Origin of the sequence: Chryseobacterium sp. POE27 (genome assembly GCF_039727685.1) — a bacterium.
GTDB lineage: Bacteria > Bacteroidota > Bacteroidia > Flavobacteriales > Weeksellaceae > Chryseobacterium.
The window spans coordinates 433,799-456,190 of sequence record NZ_CP152475.1 but is presented as its reverse complement, the minus strand read 5'-3'; the positions used below and the strand labels follow the sequence as shown (position 1 = coordinate 456,190).

Annotated in this window: 22 protein-coding genes and 1 pseudogene; 11 read left to right on the top strand and 12 right to left on the bottom strand. The window is 36.6% G+C overall.

Features of this window, described 5'->3' with window-relative positions; genetic code table 11:
- Positions 1–21 precede the first annotated feature (21 nt).
- The 3 genes from AAHI02_RS01995 to AAHI02_RS01985 all read right to left on the bottom strand — a co-directional run bounded on the left by AAHI02_RS01995 (position 22) and on the right by AAHI02_RS01985 (position 3,105).
- Positions 22–1,059 (bottom strand): peptidylprolyl isomerase, encoded by a 1,038-nt coding sequence (locus AAHI02_RS01995; RefSeq protein WP_346986653.1) that lies wholly within the window; start codon positions 1,057–1,059, stop codon positions 22–24.
- An 81-nt stretch (positions 1,060–1,140) separates the two neighbouring features.
- On the bottom strand, positions 1,141–1,650 hold the full coding sequence (locus AAHI02_RS01990) for an FKBP-type peptidyl-prolyl cis-trans isomerase (protein WP_346985215.1): 510 nt from the start codon (positions 1,648–1,650) through the stop codon (positions 1,141–1,143).
- A 384-nt stretch (positions 1,651–2,034) separates the two neighbouring features.
- Positions 2,035–3,105: a branched-chain amino acid aminotransferase gene (locus tag AAHI02_RS01985; RefSeq protein ID WP_346985214.1), complete on the bottom strand. Its 1,071-nt coding sequence runs from the start codon at positions 3,103–3,105 to the stop codon at positions 2,035–2,037.
- Positions 3,106–3,189: 84 nt separating this feature from the next.
- On the opposite strand from AAHI02_RS01985, the gene mnmD reads away from it, so the two are divergent.
- The gene (mnmD, locus tag AAHI02_RS01980; RefSeq protein WP_346985213.1) at positions 3,190–3,879 is read left to right on the top strand and encodes a tRNA (5-methylaminomethyl-2-thiouridine)(34)-methyltransferase MnmD; all 690 of its coding nucleotides are present in this window, start codon (positions 3,190–3,192) and stop codon (positions 3,877–3,879) included.
- Between the two features lie 68 nt (positions 3,880–3,947).
- Here mnmD and egtB read toward each other — a convergent pair whose 3' ends face one another.
- The 3 genes and pseudogenes from egtB to AAHI02_RS01965 all read right to left on the bottom strand — a co-directional run.
- Complete coding sequence (egtB, locus tag AAHI02_RS01975; RefSeq protein ID WP_346985212.1) at positions 3,948–5,120, bottom strand: ergothioneine biosynthesis protein EgtB; 1,173 nt, start codon at positions 5,118–5,120, stop codon at positions 3,948–3,950.
- 9 nt (positions 5,121–5,129) lie between these two features.
- Positions 5,130–5,669 (bottom strand): L-histidine N(alpha)-methyltransferase, encoded by a 540-nt coding sequence (locus AAHI02_RS01970; RefSeq protein WP_346985211.1) that lies wholly within the window; start codon positions 5,667–5,669, stop codon positions 5,130–5,132.
- 112 nt (positions 5,670–5,781) lie between these two features.
- Positions 5,782–6,123: pseudogene (locus AAHI02_RS01965) on the bottom strand (L-histidine N(alpha)-methyltransferase); the annotation flags it as partial.
- A 306-nt stretch (positions 6,124–6,429) separates the two neighbouring features.
- Between AAHI02_RS01965 and AAHI02_RS01960 the strand changes: the two are divergent.
- Positions 6,430–6,750, top strand: a complete 321-nt coding sequence (locus tag AAHI02_RS01960) for a hypothetical protein (protein ID WP_346985210.1) — start codon at positions 6,430–6,432, stop codon at positions 6,748–6,750.
- A 221-nt stretch (positions 6,751–6,971) separates the two neighbouring features.
- The gene (locus AAHI02_RS01955; protein WP_346985209.1) at positions 6,972–7,478 is read left to right on the top strand and encodes a hypothetical protein; all 507 of its coding nucleotides are present in this window, start codon (positions 6,972–6,974) and stop codon (positions 7,476–7,478) included.
- A gap of 25 nt (positions 7,479–7,503) precedes the next feature.
- On the opposite strand, the gene AAHI02_RS01950 is transcribed toward AAHI02_RS01955, so the two are convergent.
- From AAHI02_RS01950 to AAHI02_RS01940, 3 genes are all read right to left on the bottom strand, one after another.
- On the bottom strand, positions 7,504–9,525 hold the full coding sequence (locus AAHI02_RS01950; RefSeq protein WP_346985208.1) for an ATP-binding protein: 2,022 nt from the start codon (positions 9,523–9,525) through the stop codon (positions 7,504–7,506).
- Positions 9,526–9,737: 212 nt separating this feature from the next.
- Complete coding sequence (locus AAHI02_RS01945; protein WP_199897975.1) at positions 9,738–9,899, bottom strand: hypothetical protein; 162 nt, start codon at positions 9,897–9,899, stop codon at positions 9,738–9,740.
- A 124-nt stretch (positions 9,900–10,023) separates the two neighbouring features.
- Complete coding sequence (locus AAHI02_RS01940; protein ID WP_346985207.1) at positions 10,024–10,791, bottom strand: hypothetical protein; 768 nt, start codon at positions 10,789–10,791, stop codon at positions 10,024–10,026.
- Positions 10,792–11,037: 246 nt separating this feature from the next.
- Between AAHI02_RS01940 and AAHI02_RS01935 the strand changes: the two genes are divergently transcribed.
- The 3 genes from AAHI02_RS01935 to AAHI02_RS01925 are packed head-to-tail and all read left to right on the top strand — an operon-like array spanning position 11,038 to position 12,905.
- A complete protein-coding gene (locus tag AAHI02_RS01935) occupies positions 11,038–11,787 on the top strand; it encodes a PAS domain-containing protein (RefSeq protein WP_346985206.1) in 750 nt (249 codons plus the stop codon).
- Entirely contained in the window at positions 11,762–12,538 is a 777-nt protein-coding gene (locus tag AAHI02_RS01930) for a HAMP domain-containing sensor histidine kinase (RefSeq protein WP_346985205.1), read from the top strand. The genes AAHI02_RS01935 and AAHI02_RS01930 overlap by 26 nt, the downstream gene beginning before the upstream one ends.
- Before the next feature lie 4 nt (positions 12,539–12,542).
- Positions 12,543–12,905: a response regulator transcription factor gene (locus AAHI02_RS01925; protein WP_346985204.1), complete on the top strand. Its 363-nt coding sequence runs from the start codon at positions 12,543–12,545 to the stop codon at positions 12,903–12,905.
- A 157-nt stretch (positions 12,906–13,062) separates the two neighbouring features.
- On the opposite strand, the gene AAHI02_RS01920 is transcribed toward AAHI02_RS01925, so the two are convergent.
- The 3 genes from AAHI02_RS01920 to AAHI02_RS01910 form a co-directional block, all read right to left on the bottom strand.
- Positions 13,063–13,683 (bottom strand): DUF4142 domain-containing protein, encoded by a 621-nt coding sequence (locus AAHI02_RS01920; RefSeq protein WP_346985203.1) that lies wholly within the window; start codon positions 13,681–13,683, stop codon positions 13,063–13,065.
- A gap of 433 nt (positions 13,684–14,116) precedes the next feature.
- Complete coding sequence (locus AAHI02_RS01915; RefSeq protein ID WP_346985202.1) at positions 14,117–14,875, bottom strand: GEVED domain-containing protein; 759 nt, start codon at positions 14,873–14,875, stop codon at positions 14,117–14,119.
- A 110-nt stretch (positions 14,876–14,985) separates the two neighbouring features.
- Positions 14,986–16,383: an alkaline phosphatase gene (locus AAHI02_RS01910; protein ID WP_346985201.1), complete on the bottom strand. Its 1,398-nt coding sequence runs from the start codon at positions 16,381–16,383 to the stop codon at positions 14,986–14,988.
- Positions 16,384–16,537: 154 nt separating this feature from the next.
- Here AAHI02_RS01910 and AAHI02_RS01905 point away from each other — a divergent pair, with 154 nt between their 5' ends.
- From AAHI02_RS01905 to AAHI02_RS01885, 5 genes are all read left to right on the top strand, one after another.
- The gene (locus AAHI02_RS01905; protein WP_346985200.1) at positions 16,538–16,933 is read left to right on the top strand and encodes a transcriptional repressor; all 396 of its coding nucleotides are present in this window, start codon (positions 16,538–16,540) and stop codon (positions 16,931–16,933) included.
- A gap of 297 nt (positions 16,934–17,230) precedes the next feature.
- Positions 17,231–19,255: a hypothetical protein gene (locus AAHI02_RS01900; RefSeq protein ID WP_346985199.1), complete on the top strand. Its 2,025-nt coding sequence runs from the start codon at positions 17,231–17,233 to the stop codon at positions 19,253–19,255.
- Complete coding sequence (locus tag AAHI02_RS01895) at positions 19,255–20,295, top strand: hypothetical protein (RefSeq protein ID WP_346985198.1); 1,041 nt, start codon at positions 19,255–19,257, stop codon at positions 20,293–20,295. The genes AAHI02_RS01900 and AAHI02_RS01895 overlap by 1 nt, the downstream gene beginning before the upstream one ends.
- A 4-nt stretch (positions 20,296–20,299) precedes the next feature.
- Complete coding sequence (locus AAHI02_RS01890) at positions 20,300–21,247, top strand: hypothetical protein (RefSeq protein WP_346985197.1); 948 nt, start codon at positions 20,300–20,302, stop codon at positions 21,245–21,247.
- A gap of 8 nt (positions 21,248–21,255) precedes the next feature.
- On the top strand, positions 21,256–22,275 hold the full coding sequence (locus AAHI02_RS01885; protein ID WP_346985196.1) for a glycosyltransferase family 2 protein: 1,020 nt from the start codon (positions 21,256–21,258) through the stop codon (positions 22,273–22,275).
- The last annotated feature ends 117 nt before the right edge of the window (positions 22,276–22,392 follow it).

The window sequence follows — 22,392 nt, the reverse complement described above, 5'->3', positions numbered from 1 at the left end:
AAAATATATTGTAAAGTCTGATTATTTCACTTTTACAAGCTCAACATCGAAGATCAACCACGCGTTTGGCGGGATCACCCCTCCTGCACCTCTTTCTCCGTAGCCCATTGCCGGCGGAATTAGTAAGGTAGCGGTTTCCCCTTCTTTTAACAAAAGAATTCCTTCGTCCCAGCCCTTGATTACTCTTCCCATCCCGATAGGAATTTCGATCGGCTCATTTCTTTTGAATGAAGAATCGAACTCGGAACCGTCAACCAGTTTTCCCGCATAGTGTACAGAAACATTGTCACCGGATTTCGGAGCTTTTCCATCAGTAGTTTTGGTGATTTTATAGTAAAGTCCGGATTCTGTTTTCTGCATTCCTGCTTTTAAATTCTCCACCATTTTCTCCTGGTTTGCTTTGAATTCCTCTTCTTTTTTCTTCTTTTCAGCTTCTTCTTTAGCTAAATAAGCTTTATTGTTTTCAGCGATTTTTGCTTTTCCTTCGTTAAAAGTTTTGGCAGCATCGTAGTTTTTGTATTCGTCACCTTTACTGAAAACGGAAACTTTCTCTAATACGATATCTGTTTTAGGCTTATCCTGAGGTCCTTTTTCTACGTTGGCAATCGTATCGATCACATCTTCTCCTTTTACCACTTTCCCGAAGATCGTATGTTTCCCGTCCAACCAAGGGGTAGCTACTTCCGTGATGAAGAACTGAGAACCGTTGGTATTCGGTCCTGAATTTGCCATAGAAAGGATTCCTTTTCCTGTATGTTTAAGGTCGTTTCTTTCGTCCTCAAATTTATATCCCGGATCTCCCATTCCTGTTCCCTGAGGATCTCCTCCCTGGATCATGAAATCTTTAATTACTCTGTGGAAAATCGTTCCGTCATAGTAAGGAACACCTTTCGCTTTTGCCTTATTTTCTATCTTTCCTTCTGCAAGACCAATAAAATTAGCCACAGTTACAGGAGCCTTTTTATCTTCAAGCTTTACGATCATATTACCTTTCGTTGTCTGAAGATTTGCATAAAGTCCGTCATTAAGACCTTCGTAAGTTTCTTTGTCTACGTTCATTTTTTTATAAATTGGTGTACAACTCATGAGCGAAATACTTGCCGCTGCCAGAATTATATTCTTGTTAAACAATTTCATTGATTATAATGCTTTTAATTTTATGATTAACGGGATATCGTTGTCTATTTTCTTCTCGTCTCCGTACGTACCGTACGCAAGCGCTGAAGGGACCAAAATTGTAACTTCCTCACCATCATGTATAAAACGCAAAGCATCTTCTACTGCTTTCAGCTCATCAAAATGTCCGAATCTGGCTTCCCTTCTCTGGATCGGCCGGTCATAAATCTTGGTCTGATCAAAATCGTAAAGATCATACGAATAGGAAATGAAGCTTTCGTCCTGCCTTCTCTGTCTTTGGTCAAATCCCTGAACATTCACCCAATAATTAAGCTGGGTAGGATAAAATTTCACAGGCTGATTGTTGATCCATTCCTGGATATGATATCTTTCCTGTGCATTCAGGTTTTTCATTCGCTGCCTGGAAATATCAAGATCATTCTTGCTGAGAACTCCCCCAACAGGCGGATGCGTCTGCGCATTCTTGCTACAGCCAAATAAACTGAGAACCGATATGAAGAGTATTTTTTTCATAAACTTTTGCGAAAATACACATTTCAGGAATGATTAACAAAACTTGTAAACTAAAGTTTAAACATTTTATTGCTATTCTGAACACATTTTTTAAATGTACCAGCTTGGTCTTTGAAGCTTTATCCGGCTTTTAGCACTCGCTATTTTTTCAGTTTCGGCGGCGCAGCTCCGCTGCGCCGCCGAAACTGAAAAAATGAGCTCAGACAATTGCTGCAATCAGGCTAGGGCTGAAGCCATTTTTTGTCATTGTGAGGAAAAAATCTTATCAGTAGGTTGTTAGAGATTCTTCACTTCATTTTGTTCAGAATGAAAGGAGTAGAGATATTATTTAAACGCAAAAAAGCCGGGAAATCCCGGCTTTTACAATTATTTTAAGCTTAAAAATTAAACAGTTTCCAATACATGATCTACCTGAACTCTCCATCCAAAAGGATCTTCTGAAAGATTGCTCTGAATATTGACAAGGTCTTTCTTAAGCAATTCAGCATAGCTTTCCTCGTCAGACAATCTTGGCAACTGAAGTTTTTCACCATTGTATCCTAAAGCCTGGAAAACAGTTGTCACCACAGCTGTTCCAACACCCCAAACTTCTTTAAGTGTTCCGTTTTTCTGGGCTTCGATCACGTCTTTTACTTTAATAGGCTCTATTTTCACTTCAATTCCTCTCTTTTTAGCCAACTGAATAAAACTGTCTCTGGTAACTCCGTCAAGAATTTTTTCTGATGTCGGCGGAGTATAAATCGTATCGTTGATTCTAACAAATACATTCATCGTTCCGCTTTCTTCAAAGTACTCATGGGTAGAATCATCGGTCCAGATGATCTGCTCATAGCCTTCTTCGATAGCCAATTGTGTAGGATAAAAAGAAGCCGCATAGTTTCCTGCAGCTTTAGCAGAACCTACTCCACCGCTTGCTGCTCTTGAATAGTGGTCAGAGATTTTTACAGAAACAGGCTCTGTGTAATAGCTTTTTGCAGGTGTCGCCACAATAGCAAACATATATTTATTGGCAACTCTTGCCTTCAGAGCTTCTTCGGTAGCAAAGATCAATGGTCTGATGTACAATGACATTCCTTCACCCTGAGGGATCCAGTCTCTGTCGATGTCTACCAATGCTTTTAATCCATCAAGAAACATTTCTTCCGTTACTTCCGGCATTGCCAGACGTTTTGCCGACTTGTTGATACGTTCAAAATTCTTTTCAGGCCTGAAAAGGAAAACCTGTCCGTCTTTGTCTTTATAGGCTTTCATACCTTCAAAACAAGCTTGTCCGTAATTTACGCCCATCATCGCAGGAGTAAACATTAAAGGACCATAAGGAACCAATTTTACATCACCCCACTTTCCATTTTCATACTCGCAGATGATCATATGATCAATAAAAGTATTTCCGAATGAAAAATTGTTTGGGTCGAATGCAGAAATCCGGGAGTTTTCAGTTTTTTGAATTATCATTTCTAAAATTTTTTATGATGTTCTACAAATTTAACATAATTTTCTAAATATAAAAATTTTAGAGTAAATTTGTAAAAAAATAGCTTGGAAAGAGAAATTAAAACCACGAATGACGGTAGCAAAACATTATATATCAACGATTTAAATGAAAACTATCATTCCCATCACGGAGCGCTTCAGGAAGCAGAACACGTGTTTATTAAAAATGGATTAAATTTAATAAATAATTATGAAATTAATATTTTAGAACTCGGTTTTGGAACAGGTTTGAATGTTTTGGTGACAATTAATGAATATTTAAAAACTGACAAAAATCATGTCATCAACTATTTTACCCTTGAGAAATATCCCATAAATGAATCGGAAATGAACGATTTGGCATATTTTGAACTCTTTGATAACCCGGAATTCAAAAATATTTATCAAAAAATTCATCAGGCAGACTGGGAAAAACAGACTGAAATCATTAATGGTTTTACTTTAAAAAAGATACAATGCGATTTTTTCGACCTGAAAAACATTGACTTACCAAAAATAAACCTTGTATATTATGATTGCTTCGGGGCAAGAGTACAACCCGATCTTTGGGAAAAACCTTTATTTGAAATGGTTTCTGACAAAATGGCGGTTAACGGATTGTTAACAACCTATTCTTCCAAAGGAAGCGTAAGAAGGATTCTCCAGGAACTTAATTTCAAAGTAGAAAAGAAGCAGGGGCCACCGGGAAAAAGAGAAATGATCAATGCGGTGAAGAATGAAAATTCATTAATGTAACAATCTATCAATGTACCAATTTAACAATGCTCACCGGTAAACTGCTACATTGATACATTGATAGATTGTTATTTGGCAAGCCTTATTCCTGTAAACTGCCATTTCAGTTCGGGCTGAAAAAAATTGCGATATGTGTTTCTGCTGTGTCCATGAGGGGTTGCTACCGATGCGCCTCGCAAAAACATCTGGTTGATCATAAATTTTCCATTGTATTCTCCTACTGCGCCGGGTTCTTTTTTAAAACCGGGATACGGAAGATAGGCGCTGTTTGTCCATTCCCAACGTTTTCCCCATTCAAAATGAGGAGATGCTACTTCCCATTCCTGTTCGGTAGGAAGACGCATTTCTTTCCATGAAGCATAGGCGGAGGCTTCATAAAAACTGATGTGACAAAGCTCTTCTTCTGGATCAATTTCTTTCGAACCATTTAATGTATAATGCATCCATTGATCATCAATTTTATGCCAGTATAAAGGAGATTTTATATTATTCTCTTTTACCCAGCTCCAACCGTCAGCGTGCCAGTATCTGAAATCTTCATAGCCTCCTGCTTCCATGAATTCAAGATAATCTGCATTAGTTACCAGACGATTGGAAATTTCAAAATCATTAAGGTAAACTTTATGCCTTGTCAATTCATTATCAAAGCAAAATCCGGATCCTTCAAAGCCCACTTCATAAATGCCTTCTAAGAATCTAAGCATTGTTTTCTCTGCAGCTATTTTATTTTCTTTTTCGCACTTATTTTTATAAACAGGGAAAAGAGGATTATGTCCCAGAATATATTTAATATCGGTCATCAGCAATTCCTGATGCTGCTGTTCGTGATTAAGACCTAATTCCAATAATATTACAATCGAGCCATTTATATGATCGCTGTTAAGAAAATCAGCCATTTTTTCATCCACATACTTTCTATATCTGTAGACATCAGAAACAGAAGGCCGGCTTAAATTTCCACGGTCTGTACGGATGACACGGGCTCCAATGGTTTCATAGTAACTGTTAAAGACAAAATTATATTGAGGATCAAAAACCTCATAAGAAGGATCGTAAGCTATTAATATAAATGTCTCAAAAAACCAGGTTGTATGTCCCAAATGCCACTTGGGAGGACTTACATCTACAATAGGTTGGACTACATAATCTTCAATCTCAAGAGGCTTGCATATTTCTTCTGAATGCATTCTGATCTCCTTAAATCTTTTAACGAGAGAATTTATGATCGTATCGGTTTCCATATTTATATATTATTTGTTAACCATCCAAATACTGTCTACAAACCAGTTTTTTGAATCACTGATTTCTCCTGTTATTGTAAACCCTGATTTTTTTGCGAGCTCTTCTATGTCGGGTTTTGAAAACTTCTGAGAAACCTCCATATCAATAACTTCATTTTCTTTAAAAGTAATCATTTTACCGGCAACTCTCACTTCCTGCTCTGCAAGACTTATCAGAAAACTACGGCAAGCTCCTGTGATCGGATCGTAAGATTCATAATGCTGAAATTTTTCAATCGTAAAATCACCTCCCAACTCCCGATTAATTCTGGATAAAAGATTAAGGTTAAATTGCGCGGTAATTCCGGATTGATCACTGTATGCATTCAGAACTGTGTAAGGATTTTTCTTCAGATCAAAACCTATTAAAACGATATCTTCAGGATTTAGCAAACGATGAAGCTCTTTGCAAAACCCTTCCGCTTCTTTTCTGTTCATATTTCCGATATTTCCACCCAGAAACAAAATTACTTTTCTTCTTGATGAAAGCGTCATTGCCTTTTCCAGCATTTGAAAGTATTCTCCTTCGAGTGGCAAAACATTCATATGCGGCAACTTCTTTTTTTAAGTTATTCTTCAACACAGAAAGAATATTTCCAGATATATCAATAGGCATATACGTGAAATCGTGTTCTTTTTCGCTAAGATATTCTAAAAGATAAGTAGATTTCATTGCATCTCCGGCTCCCAGTTCTATCAGGTCAAAAGGCTCCTGATGGGCTTTGATACAGTCTGCAATTTCTGCTGTTTTGTTTTTAAAAATATCAAGCTCGCATCTTGTCAGATAATATTCCGGCATAGCCATTATTTTCTGAAACAGCTCATCACCTTTTTTGTCGTAAAAATATTTGGAAGACAAATGTTTGGGAGTGCTTTGCAGACCGGTAAGAACATCATCCAGAAAATGATCCTTATGATTTTCTTCGTTTCGGTTTTTTAGTTTTTGGGTTAATTGAAGATTCATATGAGTTGTCATTTGGTTTTTAGAATTCTGCAACTATCTTGCCGACGTCATAAAATGTTTGATAAAATATTTGTTTCACAGTAATTGTATTATTGCAAGAATTCATATAAAAACTATTTTTTTTAAAGCTTGGAATGCTCATTGCTATATATGAGCTGAATGGCTTCCAGAGAGATACCACATCAGTTTTATAAATTATATCAGCATAAATATTGAAACATCTAATTGTAAATGGCTCGGGTTTCTGTACAGGAAGTAATCAGCTTTTTTTGTGAAATTTTTTAAACCAAATTAAATCATCATATTATGAACAGTAAAATAAAAGTCGCTTTAGCGCTTATCGGAGCAGGAGCTCTTGTTGCCTGGGGAATCAAAAGAAAGAAAAACGGGAAGCTAAAAACATTTACAGCACCGGATGGGAATACTTATCAGGAAAACCAGCTTTACAGAACCTTTGACAATAAACTCTATAAGAACGGAAAACAAATTCATTTTGAAACTCCTGTCATGGAGCAGAGTAAGTCGGGCAATCATGCATTCGACGAGCATTCCAATACAATTCCGAAAAATTACGAAAGCGTAAATCAGAATATCACTTATCATCAGAAAGGCGTAAGACATCACTAAATCAACAAAGCTTCGGTCATCTAACCGGGGCTTTTTTTATTAAATACCGATGAATTCAAATCAACATTATTCAATGATAACAATTTATTATATACAATAATCTAATATAAAATTTCAATAAAATTAAAATTTTATAACATTTGTAATGAATTAGTATTTTTTTTGGTATTTTTAATTAATTAAAAAACGAAAACACCTTTCACCTTAAAATATTTATACTAATGAAAAAACTGACTTCTTTTTCAATCCTTATTCTTCTAATGGCTTTTTCTTTTTTGAAAGCTCAGAAAATATCGGATGGACAGACAATCGATATTAATGGTTTATCCGTTACGTTCAATATACTGAATAAGGAATCGATTACTGTTTCAGGTAAGGATTTTGACCGGTATAAAGTATCTGCCAAGCTGGTGAACAATTCTCAGAAAAGTTATACTGTAAGATTAAGCAATGCTCCACAAATTGTCACTAATACTTCATTAGTAGAACTTAACTGCATCAATGCTACCGGCGCAAAACTAACCTCAAAAAAAATTGATCTTAAGCTCAAAGCACAAAATGTAAATGTGACTTACTGGGCTTACACGAAAGACGGCAAATACCAAAGCTTTGTTATCCCGATCGTAGCAGGATATTATCTTGACGGTGGAGATTCTGTAAGTGATGACGCCATCTTTATTGTACCTAAAGGAGAAGCTCCGAACGTTAACGTAAGGAGTTTACAGTAGCCAATTAATATCTGTTTTTTTTAATTTAAACTGTAGCGGCGGCATCAACTGTAGTATGATCTTCCTTTTTAGGAATGGTAAACCAGAAAGTACTTCCCTCACCTATTTTGCTGTCAACTCCTATAGTTCCGGAATGCTTCCTTATGATCTCCGAACAAATATACAATCCCAGACCAAGTCCCGAATAGGAAGCTCCCAAATGGTCTGCACGGTAATAACGATCGAAAAGATTAGGAATAACGGACTCTGAAATTCCCTGACCAAAATCCTGCACAGACACTTTGATATGATCATCAAATGACTCGGCAAAAATATGGATTTCAGGAGATTCTTTCGCATATTTCACAGCGTTATTCACCAAATTGACCACTACTTGTTCGATCCGGTGTTCATCGGCAAATATTTCAAGAGATTCATTACTTTTCAGAATGAGCCGGTGTTTATTTTCAAGCCTTACATGATGGCAGCTTTTGTTAAGCATCTCATATAAATTGAACTTTTTATATTCTAGCATAAGCTGATCCTGCCCCAGCCTGCTCATGTTAAGCAGATCGTCTATCAGCAGACACATCTTCTCTATACCTTTATCGGATTGCTCGATCAATCGTATGTGTGTTTGTGAATACGGTTGATGTTTAATCCTGTTAAGAAGCTGTATAGAAGCTTTTACAGCAGTAAGAGGGGTTTTAAGTTCGTGGCTGGCAACACTCAGGAAATCATCTTTTCGCTGTTCTGCCAGTTTTTTATCTGTAATTTCAGTGGTCATCCCTACCATTCTGTCGGCAACGCCATTTTTATCATATCTCGGGCGGCCGTTTGCCTGAATCCAGTGGATGGAACCATCTTTCCACTTTACTGGATATTCAGCTTTGTAAATTCCGTTTGTACGGATGGCTTCCTGCACCAATCCTCTGATATGCTCTCTGTATTCCGGGAGAATTGCTTCATAGAGATCGGAATAATTAAATTCTTCATCCGGTAAAAAACCAAAATTATATTTAAACTGAGCCGAACTTTCCATTGTTCCGGTGGCAAGATTCACTTCTGTCGATCCCAATCGGCTTGCATCCATAGCGATCTCCAGACGGTTTTTGAATTCTAAAACAGCATCTCTTGCATTTACCTGCTCTGTAACGTCACTTGCCACCACAAGAATCGAAGTGCTTTTATTGTTTTCGTCAAAAATAGGCTGATATGCAAAGTTTAGATAATATTCATTCAGCTCATTTCCATTTTGTATTAAAGCCTTGATTTCTTTACCATAATAAGGCTGTCCTGTTCTGTACACTTCCAAAAGAACATCAATAAACACCTGCCCTTTCAGCTCCGGAATAGCTTCTGACAAAGGCTTTCCAACAATTGAACGATCTTTGTTCCAGATTTTAAGAACCAAATCATTCACAATTTCCACCTCAAAGTTTTCGCCTCTTAGGGACGCCATAGCAACAGGTGATTTTTCAACTAAAGTTTTGAAACGTTTTTCATTTTCAGTCAAAGTATGATTGGCAGTGAGCAATTCTTTTCTTATTTTAAGGAGTTCACTGTTTGTAGCAAAGAGCTCTTCATGTTTAGAAAAAAGATCTTCGTTGGTGGTGAGATATTCTTCATTTAAAGCAGAAAGATCATTAATAAGCTTCTGTTCGGATTTGGATTTTTCTTCTACCATATTCATGGCTTTTTTTCTTTCGGTAACCTCAAATGCGGTATGCAGAATATATTCTGTTTTTCCGTGCTGATCCAGAATGGCTTTATATTCAAAATCAAAATAAAACTCCTGAGGTCCTTCGTCAGTAAGCAGAACGGCAGGATAATTTTTAGCCTTAAAAGTTTCTCCCGAATCCCAGACATTCTTCAGAATAGTAAAAAAAGGCTGCTCATCCAACTCGGGAAGAATAGTCCGAAAATCTTTACCAACAACACTTCTGTCCTTACCCCAAAAATCAAGCATTGCCTGGTTGGCGCTTAAAATCCTGATGTTATCACCCTGATAAACAGCAGTAGCATTGGGAGAGTAAAAAAAGTACTGACAGTAATTTTTCTGCCTCAATTTGTTCCGGAGAATTCATATTGCTAAATATTATTAAATATAATTATTAAATGTAATACTGTCTGTACTGCAGAACATTATTTCAAATTCACAGTACAGAATAATGTAGTTCAGCAATGGGAAAAAAGTAAACCATAACAGGAACAACTGCTATGGTTTAATGATCATTCTATTTCTAATCTTTATATTTAAAAGAGTATAAAATACATCCATTAAAAAAGATCGTTGAATTTGGGACTTCCTGATGCTCCTTTAGGAAGAAAAACGACTTTTCTTTTGATCATTTTTGCTTTTTCAAGAGCTTTTAAGGCTTTCTGACGTTCAATCTCTCTGTTAATAGACGGGGAATTTTCCCATTGTGTAAATTCTTTCATAATTTAATATTTTAAGTGTTGGTGTCTGGTGTGACTTATTATAGTCTTAGCATAAAGCAGACCAATTTTTAACAAACATTAAAATATTTTTTAACTTTTTAAAATTATAAAATTTCTGATGCAATCATTCCAAATGAAATCTTCTGGGATCAGGATATTTAAAAATAAAACCAAGCTCAGAAACCAGTTTTTCAGATGAGATCATCCTTTGTTCATCATTATAAAGCCTATCATTGAGAGGAATATTATTTTGAGCCGAGATAACTTCCTGTTTTGTCGGATGAAGTGGTGCCACAACATTATAAACTTTAGATTCCACATTCTTTTCCATCATGATCCGTATTACTTCTGCAACATCATTATAATGAATATGATTAACAATACCTCCGAGATCTGAAACTGTAAAATTTTTCAGGAGCCTCCTGTCGCCCATCAATCCTCCGAGTCTCAGGATATTAATATGCGGAAACTTTTTAGATATTTCGTTTTCTATAAACACATTTTCTACAGGCATCATTTCTTCAGTATAAATTCCCGGTTGATTGGGATAAGCACCTGTTGTACTCGTAAAAAACATTTGTTTTTCATATTTTCCGATAAATGAAAATAGCTTTGAAAGTATTGTCTGTAATGACTCTTGGGACGATCTTCTTTCCGATAAAGGAATGGTAATGATCACAGCATCAAGCTGATGAATTATTCCCCAGGATTCCGGATAACCATTATCTGTACTGTTACTGAACACTGCTATTTCAGCATGAAATCCCTGTGACTGAATGCCATGGAGTTTATCATAAGATGTAGTTGTCGCGTAAATATCAAATTTCCCATCCAGATGATCAGCAACTCTCGACCCCAGCCAACCGAATCCTATAATTCCTATTTTTTTCATTTAAATTTAATAATTAAAAGAAATCTCTGTTATTCCCCATGAATAAAGGATAAAGATATTGAATTTAAACAGACATCAGATTACATAAATGTGAAAGTTTGTAAAATAATCAGGCATATTATTATACTGTAGGCATATTATTTGCGTTGGAGATTATTGAATATGCAATTTGCAAAACCACGGGCTTTTCCACATATTTGCATATCAATGAAAGTTTAAAGCTATTTCACAAAACAGCTATATCCGATGAATAACAACATTGAAATATATATACAGGCACTTAACTCGGCAAACTGTGGAATTATTATCACAGATAATTTGCAGCCCGATAATCCTATTGTGTACTGCAACAAGGCCTTTGAAACTATAAGCGGCTATTCTCACGACGAGATTATCGGTCACAACTGCCGGTTTCTGCAATCTCAGGACAGATCCCAACCCGAAAGACAATATATTAAAGACTCCATAAGAGAAGGAAAAGATTGTAAGGTCGAAATACGAAACTACAACAAAAAAGGAAATCTTTTCTGGAATGAGCTTTTCATCTCTCCGGTAAAAAATAATGATGGTGTTATCACCCATTTCATTGGTGTTCAGAATGACATTACTGAACGAAAAAAAGCAGAACACGAATTAAGAGAAGAGAAATCTTCTGTAGAAAGGAAAATTCAGGAAAGGACTAAAGAACTTGTTGATAATGAAGCGTTTCTTTCGAGTATTATTCAGACGGTAAGAGAAAGTCTGCTCGTTTTAGATGCAGATTACAGGGTTCTGAGTGCCAATAGTCATTTTTTAAGTTCATTTAAAGTAACTCATGAAGATACGGTAGGTAAAATTCTGTTTGAGTTAGGAAATCATCAATGGGATATTGATACATTGAGAGAGCTTCTCATGAAAATTCTGCCGACTAATAATCCGGTTATTGATTATGAAGTAGAACATGATTTTCCACATATAGGTAAAAAAGGTTATGCTTCTGAATGCTTACCGAATTGAATTTGAAGGACAGTATAAAGACCGAATACTCATTGCTATTGAAGATATTACTGAGAAAAAAGAAATTGACCGCCGGAAAGACGATTTTCTCTCCATCGCAAGCCACGAGCTGAAGACACCGCTGACAACCATCAAAGGATTGGTACAACTCCTTCAGCGAATGAAACCCGATGGTTCCTCTGAGAAATACAATGGAACATTAAATAAAGTATCAGTGTACGTAGATCGTCTTAACATATTAATATCTGATCTTTTAGACACCTCCAAAATACAATCGGGAAATATAGAACTTCATGTGGAACCATTTGATATTGATAAGACAATCCATGATACTGTTGAAAATCTGTCTGTATCAGCTCCCGGTCATACGATCACATTATCCGGTACTACCAACGCAACACTTTTAGGAGATGAGCTACAGATATCACAGGTAATCAATAATCTGATTTCCAATGCTATCAAGTATTCTCCCGGCTCAGATAAGGTAGATGTTTATATCAACAGAGTCGGTAATTTTGTAAAAGTTTCGGTAAAAGATTACGGAATGGGAATCAGCTCGCAGGACAAAGCCAAAGTTTTTGACAGATTTTACAGGGCAAGAGATATACAGAAAAAATTTCCGGGGCTTGGTATAGGACTCTATATTTCGCATGAAATCGTAGCCAACCACAACGGTACTCTATGGGTCGAAAGCGAGGTCGGAGAAGGCTCAACATTTAGTTTTACGTTACCCATAATGAAAAATCACTAAGGAAATGAATAGTAAAAAGATAATGGTCTGTGATGATGATCAGGGTATATTGGATGTCCTGCAGATGCTTTTAGAATCGGAAGGGTTTACCGTATTTACAGAAATTAACAGTACAAATCTGATTAAACAAATCCATATTGATAATCCGGATCTTATCCTGCTGGATCTATGGATGCCACTTCTTTCCGGTGATCAGGTTTTAAAGGCAATAAGAAGCACCAATGAGATAAAAGATCTTCCGGTAATTGTACTTTCGGCGAGTGTAGACGGTGACGATATTGCTTCAGATGCGGGTGCTAACGACTTTGTTGCCAAACCGTTTGACCTTGATGTCATCGTTTCAAAAATAAGAAATCTTTTAGTTTAAATATTTACAAATTAAAATAGTAAAAAAAGGAATATGTGTACTTTACCACGTATTCCTTTTTTTGCAATTATTCACCAAATAAAAATTCCGTAGAATTAAACTTGCGCTAATTCTACGGAATAGATTGGATTTATAATAATGAATATATGTTTAAAAACTATTTAACAGCTTTTTTCGCGTTTTCAGATTCCATCAGGTGATGCTCCAAAGTAGGTAGTGTTGTGCTTGCGAAAGATTTCAGAGATGCTTCTGAGCCTTCAGACGCCTGTTTTTTAAATTCAGCAATATCTTTTTTATGATCGGTTACCATCAAATCAGTGTATGCACGATCAAATTCTGCCCCCTTTTTAGCTTTTAGGTCGTCATACATTTTCTGTTTTTCTGCATCCAGGCTCGTTGGTAATGTATATCCTGCAGTTGATGCCCACTTTTTAAGCTCATCATTTGCCTTTCCATGATCTTTCACCATCATTGCCCCCAAAGATTTTACGGTTGCATTACTTGCATTGCTCGCGGCAAGCTGTCCCATCATGACTTCCATCATTCCTCCTATTGCTGCTGCATCTGCAAATTTCTTATCCTGAGTGCTCAGTGTAGCCGTTGCTGTATTGGTATCTGACACAGCAGTTGTAGCAGAATCTCCCGTAGCCATCGAAGTATCGGCGGGTGCAGACATTGAAGCCGTACTATCCGCAGACTGATCAGAATTCGTTGTTTCTTTTTTCTTGCAGGCTACCATAGCAGCCACTGCCAGAATAGTTAAAATTGAATTTTTCATAATATAATTGTAAATGGTTAAATAAAACAGCAAAGAATATTGCTTATCGCTGATAGTAACAATTAATTTGCCAAAGTTTTTAAAATCAATTATTTATGATACCACAAAAGTATTTATGGAAGAAATTTTTAATATCAACACAATGGAATATGTCGTATATAAAAAAATACAGTTTAATTTGATTAATTGCAGTTCAGATAAAAAAGATTATTCTTGTTTAATAGGAAATAAACATTTCCATCATTATCATGATAGAGATGAACTTTTTGGAAGACTGATATTCTAGAAGCAAGCATTAAAAACTACAGAGACCACCATCACGGTTTACAAAAGTTGCTGACCCCAAAAAATCCGGCATCTGGCAAAAAAAGTAAAACGGCGGTGAAAAATTTAAATTGCCCCAAAAGAAAAACTTCCGGGGCAGCTTATTTTTTTAATTTTTAATGAATTTAAAGTTTTTTACTCCTCCACACGAATAGATGGTAACTAGGTAATTTCCTTTAGGCAGCTGAGAAATATTTAAACTACTTTTTACCTTTCCGATATCCTTTTTAAAGAGTTCCCGCCCGGAAAAATCAGAGATCGTTACATAATCGATTTTGGTTTCGCTTTCAAGATTGACTTCATCCTGAGCAGGATTTGGATAAATTTTAACATTCTTTACTTTTCGCGTTTCCGAAGTTGATAAAGAATTATTTGTTATCTGAAATACATAATCCCTTGTTTCACCGGACCCGAAACTTGAGCAGGCATTGGAGGCCAGGATAGAACTTCCGTAGGCGCGCGACCGGATTCTTACTCTTATACTTCCGGAAAGAACGGAAGACGGAACAGAAAAAGATGAGGTATTCTGTGTAATCATCGAATTTGTCAACAGCTTATATTCCTGATCTTCAAACAATCCGTTATTGTTAAAATCCAGCCAGATGGCGGTTACAGCTTCTGAAGATGTAGAAGTATAAATATCATAGCTGTTGCCGGCTACTAACGTTGCTGTCGTCTGTCCCGTTGCAGGATAGCTGTGATAGTAGGACGTAAGTGATGAATACGTCAAATGGTCGAAAGCAGTATTATTGATCCTGATCTCAATAAAAGCCGGATCATCTCCACCGCCAAGATTTGAGGTACAAGGATCTGACTGAGCCTGTAAAATGCTGCTCAGCAGAACGCTAAAAAATAAGATTGATTTCATAAGGTATTATTTAAATTAAAAAATATGATAACAGCAGTCCTGTCTTGCCAGTAAATGAACTGCAAAACGGATATGATTTGTAAAGGAATAGTGCGGGTAAAAGCTCTCGTTTATTCTACTAAAGCCGCTTTCAGCATAAGGTAATGTAAATCTGTATTTTTAATAAAAGGCTGTAAAAGTTCGCTTCCGGGGCCAAACATGGCCAGCTCTACATAATCTCCGGAATGATCCATGCTGATCCATCCTACGGAATTATGTTTTTTCTGAATTTCAGAATATGCTTTAAATGGAAGTTTTTTGTAATTGTAAAGACCTACTTCCTGTTTTTCAAGACCTGAATAAAAACTCAGCATATATTTGGCTTCGTCATCGGCCAGCCTTATTTTATTGGTTTCATAGATCCAGTCTTTTATCTCTTGAATATTAAAATCTGCATGAATGGAATTCAGGATAAATTCATTGGTATATCTGTAGTTGGCAATGCTGTTGAATTTCTCAGTCGCCTCCGAACCATAAATCGTTCCCGGATTTGCATTTCCGTGATCGGTAGTAATAATTACGAGTGTATTACCGTCTTTTTCTGCAAAATCCATCGCTACCTTTACGGCTTCTTCAAATGCAATCTGATCATGAAGCAAAGCCGCAATATCATTGGCATGAGCCGCCCAGTCTACTTTTCCGCCTTCAACCTGCAACACAAAACCTTCTTTATGATCCTTCATCTGCGAGATGGCCGATGAGGTCATTTCCGCGAGTGTAGGAATAGTCTGCAATTCAGGGATATTTTGTCTGTCGATACTGTAAGGCAATGCACCTGTATTGAAAATACCGAGCGTTTTTGTATCTTTTTTTAAATTTTTCAGATCAGCTTTCGTTTTGAGAACCTGATACCCTTTCTGCTTGTAAAGATTATACAAATCTTTTTTATCCTGTCTTTTTGAAGGATTAAAAAATTCGTCTCCACCGCCCATCATCACGTCGAATCCTATATTGGCATACATTTCGGCAATCTCGGGTTCGGCGTTTCGGCTGTCGGAATTGATGCAGAATCCGGCAGGTGTCGCATGGGTGATCGTAACCGTCGTTACACAACCTGTCTTTTTCCCTGATCTTTTGAATTTTTGCCAAACAGGAAGATATCTTTCTCCATTCGGTCCGACATTGAGAACTCCGTTTTTCACCCGGAATCCACCACCAAAAGAAGAGCTGGCGGCAGCAGAATCTGTTACGATAGAACTTGCAGAAGCAGTATCCATCAAAGCTCTTGAGATTTTATTTTCCCGGTAAAGATTCATCCAGTTGCCGCCGTATCCCAGGATATTACGAGAATATAGATCGGCCATAGCCAATGTTCCCGAGCTCATCCCATCACTGATCATGAATATTATGTTTTGGGCCTGCTTTCTTTTTGCTGACAAATTGCGTTGGCCAGCTAATAAATCCCAGGGATTTAATGTTAATGCTCCCGACAATAAAGCCGATCCTTTTAAAAACTTACGTCTGTCCATTACAATGAAATTAGGCGTGCAATTTAGATATAAAATTCATTTATTGAAACAATGTTGCATTAAAGAATTATTAAATTTCAGATTTAGAATTCTTATTGTAACTTTGTTGCAAAGATAGTCATTAGAATTAAAAAAGCAACACTGTTGCATTATCATGAGACAAATACGCAATACTCAGGCAAAAACGGAAATACTGAATCTTCTTGATCATACAGAAAGCGCTTTGTCACACAGCGAAATACAGGAAAAACTTGATGGATTATGCAACCGTGTAACAATCTACAGGGTTCTTGAGCGACTGGAAAAAGAGGGAAAAATTCACAAAATTGTAAATGTTGATGGGGTGATAAATTATGCAAAATGTCATCACTGTAAGGAAGATAAACATTCTCATAATCATCTTCATTTTAATTGTGAAAACTGTAAACTTGTAACGTGCATAGAAAATGTAGTTCCTGAAATCGAACTTCCTGAAAATTTCATTGCACACAGTTATAACTTCATCATCAGTGGAATTTGTCCGAAGTGTAAATCTCTACTCAATGTTTAGTAAATAATCATAATTTCTTATCAAAAACTTTAAAAAAAGATGATAATAATCAGTAATTTCTTAGGAAGTTATCTGATGTATTAGGATAAATAAGAATTTTAGAAAAAATCAATAACTATAAAAAAGATTCTGAACGGTGTAACAATATTAGTCTTAACAGCTTACACAGTAAGCAATCGCATGATTATTCACTATTTTAAGACATTTGAAATCTTTTGAAATATATACCAAATATTTTATTTATTCGTTAAAATTTTAATAGAATGTTATAACTTTGCGCAAAAATTATTTTAATCTATGCGGAAAACGTTACCAATTCTACTAGTACTGAATGTTTTCATTTTCTTTAATGCTCAAAACAAATCAACCTTAAACATCAACTCTAAATCATTAAGTACTCTTACCGTAGAGTATAATAAAATCTATGAGTCTGCTAAGGAAATTATTTCAAACTTATTGGCTGATAATAAAAGTACTGCTGAAAAAAGCAACTATGATTTTACATCTGCTGATGTCTCACTACACAAAAATGACTTCACTTTCAACACCAAAACTTCTGAAGACAAAAACAGGCTTCATCTGAACTGGGTTTCCGAAATGAGCTACAATTTCAGCCCCGGATTTGGTGATGATGAAAATATCTTTTACCGTGCCAGGGTATCTTCAGGGCTAGACTGGCTGGCTTTGGGAGAAGGAAGTTCAAAAAACCAGAGAATCCAGAATTCTTTGAATGAGAAACTAAGAAATATTGATCTTTTAGAAAAAGTAAAATATAAAAGAGAAATTGACCACAGACTCAATATTGATCATGTAAGAGCCGCTTTTGACGAAAAAAAGATCAGCCTTTTATCTGATTACGAGAAAATTTTAAAGCTTCTGAACGATTTTACAATCAACCAGAATAAAATCGGACTGAAGAACAATGCTGAAGCAGCACAGTCAAAATATCTTCTGGAAAAAATTTCAATTGAAAAAAAATCACTGGAAGATCTTCTGAAAACTTCTGGCAGAAATCCTTTAAGCAAAGAGATTTTTACGACAGATATCCCGGATCTGATCCCTGTAGAAAATATTGATCTGAGCGTATTGATAAAGGATAAGGCCATGGCTTTAAAGATGGAAAAGGAAATACTGGACATCAAACGCAAGAGAGACAAGCAGCTTGATCTTAGGTTTAAGCTTCGTTATAATTATTACTCAGCATTATCAAGAGACCGTAATTTTGCCAGCGTAGGCGCTACGATCAACCTTCCGCTAAGCAGAAGCAAAACTGATCTTGAAAGTGATAACGATCTGAAAGCTAAGGAAAACAGCCTTCAGGATATGCAGATGATTTATCGTAATAATCTCAGCAATATGTACAGAGATTATTATCTTCTGAAATCTGAAATAGAAATATTACAAAGCGAAAGCACCTATCTGGAATCTGAACTTAAAGTAAATTCTACCAACGAGAAGAGCAATACCTTCAGTCCGGCAGCTTATCTCACTACAGCTGAAAAATTTTTGAACAACCAGATACAGATATGTGACAAAAAATCTGATCTGTACGAAAAATATCTTGAATACAGAATGATTTCAGGAACAGACAATAAAACAGAAGGTTTACAAAACCAGGCCAACGACGACAACGCAGGGCAGGAAACTTATATCTGGAGCAGTTTTTTCACAAACTATTCTAATACATATATCATCAATCTGATGAACCACTGGCACATCAACAGGGTTTTTCTGTCGGTGGGAAAAGTAGCGGATATGGTAAAAGTAGCAGACTTTATGACGAAAGCCGCAGAAAACAATATTCAGGTGTATCGTCTTATCGGTGAAAATTCCTATGCTAAAACGGATGATGGATTTGCAGACCTGCAACTGGTGATGGAAGATGCTAAAACCTTGGGATTTACGGGAATTCACCTTGACATTGAGCCTCATACTTTTGATGATTATAAAGCCAATGTTGATCTCTATGCACAAAGGCTTATCAACCTGTTTACCAACTCAAAAACATGGTGTATCCAGAACAATATGGATCTTGGAGTGAGCGTTCCGATGCAGCTGCCGGCGGAAGTTGCAACAGCATTACATGACAACAACACTATGGCTTACATTATGGCTTATGATGTTCTGAGCCTTGACAAAAAGCTCAATAAGACAGCCATTATTAGAAATATATTAGGTCCGGATTATTACGTTTGGGTATTCCGTATTAATGATTTTCAGGCTTTCAGTGATCTGCTGGACGCCGAAGAAGCGGTTCAGACGGCTGGTGTTACCAAAATAGGATACTACGATCTATCACAAATGAATAATTTTAAACCATAATGGAAATCAATTTTAACGACGATAAAATAACCGAAGAGTCTTACGAAAAACCCATAAAAAAACGGAAATGGGACCGTTGGATTTACTTCGCCATCATGTTGTTGATCGTATTTTCTGTCCTGAGGTGGCTTATTTCATCCTGGATCTTTGATTATGCCGACGGCTTCCTGAAGCAGCAGCAGTTTGATGTGAAATTTACCAGCGATGTAAGAATTCTTAATTATAACATAAAGGAAGGTGCTGCCATAAAAAAAGGAGATACCCTATTCAGCTATGAATTCTATGATGCCAATTTTCGCAAAAATTCTGTACAGGATTCATTAAAAAATCTTGTCGACAATACGACTTTTGAAAATCATCTTGCTTCCATCAGCTCAGAGATTTCAAAAAAACAGAGCCTTGTTGCCGATTTGAGAAAAAGAGTTGACTTCTGGAAAAAAGAAAAAAGCAGAAAAGAAAAACTGGTGTACATTAATCAGATTACACCCAATGAGCTGGCCAATGTAGAACGCTCAATAGATGACCTCCAGTACGAGATCTCCTCTCTTGTTGCAGATATCAGGGCTCTCAATGATGAGAAGGGGAAAATCTCACTGATCAATAATCATAAAAATCTTCTCGCAAAAGAAGAAAACAAAGCAGCTGCCATTCAGAATTATTACATTTCACCCGTTAATGGAAATATAGATCGTTTCCGTGTGACAGACGGACAGGTTGGATATAAATCTGATATCATCACTTCGGTAATCCGTAAAGGACAGTTTGTACAAGCCTATATCAATATCAGTGATGTAGATGAGTTTCATGAAGGTGATCATGTTGCCATTAAACTGCCATACGGATTCAATAAAACACTTACCGGCAAAGTAAGAAAAATTTATTCTATATCGGAGATAAAGGATAATACCATGATCAATAAAAATGTTAATGAAGATAAATACGGAGTAGTCATTGATATTGTACCATTAGACGGAAAATCATGGGACAACGTAAAGATCAGTAATATTCCAGTGAAAGTAAGGAAACTAAAATTTACATAAAACGATGCCTGATAAAATACTGACCCTTGAAAACGGAATCAGAGCTCAATTGCTGGATGACTGTATAGACAGAAATGAAATCCCCAACGCCGAAAATGCCGATATCTGGATCATCAACAATGAAAAAGCGTGGGAAGTAAGAAAATTTTTAATTTCCGTTATTAGACACCCGGATCCGAAAGTTTTTCTAAAACCGGTTTTCCTGCAAAAAGACTTAAAGAAAATATATAAAGAATTTAAGAATTATAACCTTAAACATTTGTGTGATGGGTATATTCAGGACTTAAATATTCAAAATAAAATACCTTACATACGGTTTATTTTAAATTTCATAGCAAAGCTTGATGCTTCCCTTCATCAAGGAGATTTGCTGAAAAAAACATTGCTGTATTATCATTCAAGAAATAAAGATATTGATTTCTACGAAAGTGCCAACTCGCTCAACGGATATTCTTACCCGAGAATTGAAGCCTATTATGATGGTACTACCGATGCGTATATCAATGGAAGAGCTTTATTGCATGATGCTTACAAGGATGATCTTCTTCACAGAAAATATGTAGATACCTCGCATATCTGCAAAAAATGTCATTCCGGATTTCTGAACTACCGGGAAGAATGTCCGAAGTGCAAAGAACACAACCTTCAGGTAAGAGTTCTGATCCATCATTTCAGATGCGCTCATGTTGCTACAGAACAGAGTTTTCAGCAAGGAGACAGGCTCATTTGCCCAAAATGCAGCATGGAGCTGAGAAATCTGGGAGTTGATTATGACAAACCCGGGAAAGTATTTTACTGCCTGAACGAAAAATGTAAGAATGAATTTCAGAAACCCCTGATCGGGGTACACTGTATCAATTGTAAAACAGAGCAGGCCCCTGCTGAGCTGCACCTGGAAAAGATTTACAATTACGAGCTTACTCAAAAAGCAATTAACGAAATTCTCAATTAAAAACAGACGTGGACAGTTTCTGGGAAATTATCTATTCAAACTTAAGGTATTCGGATTGGTCTACAATCCTGAACTGGGGCTGGTATGTCTTTATCATAGATATTCCAAGGTTTCTTGTTCTGGAAATCATCGTACTTTTCGTAACCTTCAGAAAGCGGTTTCTCGCCAAAGATGAATGGCAGCTGGCACGTAAAAAACTGATGAATGAGTTTCCGCTGATAACGGTTCTTGTTCCGGGACATAATGAAGGGAAGCATCTCCACAAAATGGTGATGTCTATGCAAAAACAGACGTATAAGAATATTGAAATCATTGTAGTGGATGATGGTTCTACCGACCACACCGGAATGATCGGGAGATCGTTTGAAGAAAGAGGGCTTATCACTAAATTTCTCCGCTCCGAAATCCGTGGTGGTAAAGCATCGGCAGCCAATCTTGGCCTCAAATACTCGAAAGGGAAATTCATTGTACATATTGACGCCGATTCGTCACTCGACAATGATGCGATTGAAAAATCGCTCCTCCCCTTCTATGTGTACAAAAACTTAGGTGGCGTAGGCGGAAACCTGATGGTAAGGAACGACGACGACTCTCTCACTGCAACCATGCAGTATCTGGAATATCAGCAATCGATAAGCATATCGAGAATTGTGACTTCCAGTCTGGGGCTTTACAAGATCATTTCAGGAGCTTTCGGTGTTTTTCCGAGAACTATACTGCAGAGAGTCGGCGGATGGGATGTGGGGCCTGGCCTGGATGGTGATCTTACGGTGAAGATCAGAAAGATAGGTTATGATATTCACTTTGAACAGACAGCGATCTGCAATACGCACGTTCCTATAGAATGGGGAAAACTTGCCAAGCAGAGGTTAAGATGGTCGCGTTCGCTGGTACGTTTCAGACTTAGAAAACATTATGATATATGGCTGCCCAATAAGAATTTCAGATGGACAAACTTTTTTTTCGTTCTTCGAAAATGTATTTTTCGGATTGGTGCTGGACATCACCTGGCTGATTTATATGCTTAGAATAATAATTGAGAACCCAGAATTCTTACTTTTTTTGGTTGCCTTTCAAATATTTAGTATATTTGCTGCTGTATTTCATGCAGTTTCTTATTTGCTTGTTAATAGTGAAAAATAAAA

Coding starts and splice junctions, on each gene's coding strand:
- AAHI02_RS01985 (WP_346985214.1), bottom strand. CDS start 3,105: ATGATAATTCAAAAAACTGAAAACTCCCGGATTTCTGCATTCGACCCA.
- AAHI02_RS01995 (WP_346986653.1), bottom strand. CDS start 1,059: ATGAACGTAGACAAAGAAACTTACGAAGGTCTTAATGACGGACTTTAT.
- AAHI02_RS01930 (WP_346985205.1), top strand. CDS start 11,762: ATGCTTCTGAATGCTTACCGAATTGAATTTGAAGGACAGTATAAAGAC.
- AAHI02_RS01895 (WP_346985198.1), top strand. CDS start 19,255: ATGGAAATCAATTTTAACGACGATAAAATAACCGAAGAGTCTTACGAA.
- AAHI02_RS01940 (WP_346985207.1), bottom strand. CDS start 10,791: ATGAAAAAAATAGGAATTATAGGATTCGGTTGGCTGGGGTCGAGAGTT.
- AAHI02_RS01970 (WP_346985211.1), bottom strand. CDS start 5,669: ATGCTGGAAAAGGCAATGACGCTTTCATCAAGAAGAAAAGTAATTTTG.
- AAHI02_RS01900 (WP_346985199.1), top strand. CDS start 17,231: ATGCGGAAAACGTTACCAATTCTACTAGTACTGAATGTTTTCATTTTC.
- AAHI02_RS01910 (WP_346985201.1), bottom strand. CDS start 16,383: ATGGACAGACGTAAGTTTTTAAAAGGATCGGCTTTATTGTCGGGAGCA.
- AAHI02_RS01990 (WP_346985215.1), bottom strand. CDS start 1,650: ATGAAAAAAATACTCTTCATATCGGTTCTCAGTTTATTTGGCTGTAGC.
- AAHI02_RS01945 (WP_199897975.1), bottom strand. CDS start 9,899: ATGAAAGAATTTACACAATGGGAAAATTCCCCGTCTATTAACAGAGAG.
- AAHI02_RS01920 (WP_346985203.1), bottom strand. CDS start 13,683: ATGAAAAATTCAATTTTAACTATTCTGGCAGTGGCTGCTATGGTAGCC.
- AAHI02_RS01890 (WP_346985197.1), top strand. CDS start 20,300: ATGCCTGATAAAATACTGACCCTTGAAAACGGAATCAGAGCTCAATTG.
- AAHI02_RS01905 (WP_346985200.1), top strand. CDS start 16,538: ATGAGACAAATACGCAATACTCAGGCAAAAACGGAAATACTGAATCTT.
- AAHI02_RS01915 (WP_346985202.1), bottom strand. CDS start 14,875: ATGAAATCAATCTTATTTTTTAGCGTTCTGCTGAGCAGCATTTTACAG.
- AAHI02_RS01925 (WP_346985204.1), top strand. CDS start 12,543: ATGAATAGTAAAAAGATAATGGTCTGTGATGATGATCAGGGTATATTG.
- egtB (WP_346985212.1), bottom strand. CDS start 5,120: ATGGAAACCGATACGATCATAAATTCTCTCGTTAAAAGATTTAAGGAG.
- AAHI02_RS01935 (WP_346985206.1), top strand. CDS start 11,038: ATGAATAACAACATTGAAATATATATACAGGCACTTAACTCGGCAAAC.
- AAHI02_RS01960 (WP_346985210.1), top strand. CDS start 6,430: ATGAACAGTAAAATAAAAGTCGCTTTAGCGCTTATCGGAGCAGGAGCT.
- AAHI02_RS01955 (WP_346985209.1), top strand. CDS start 6,972: ATGAAAAAACTGACTTCTTTTTCAATCCTTATTCTTCTAATGGCTTTT.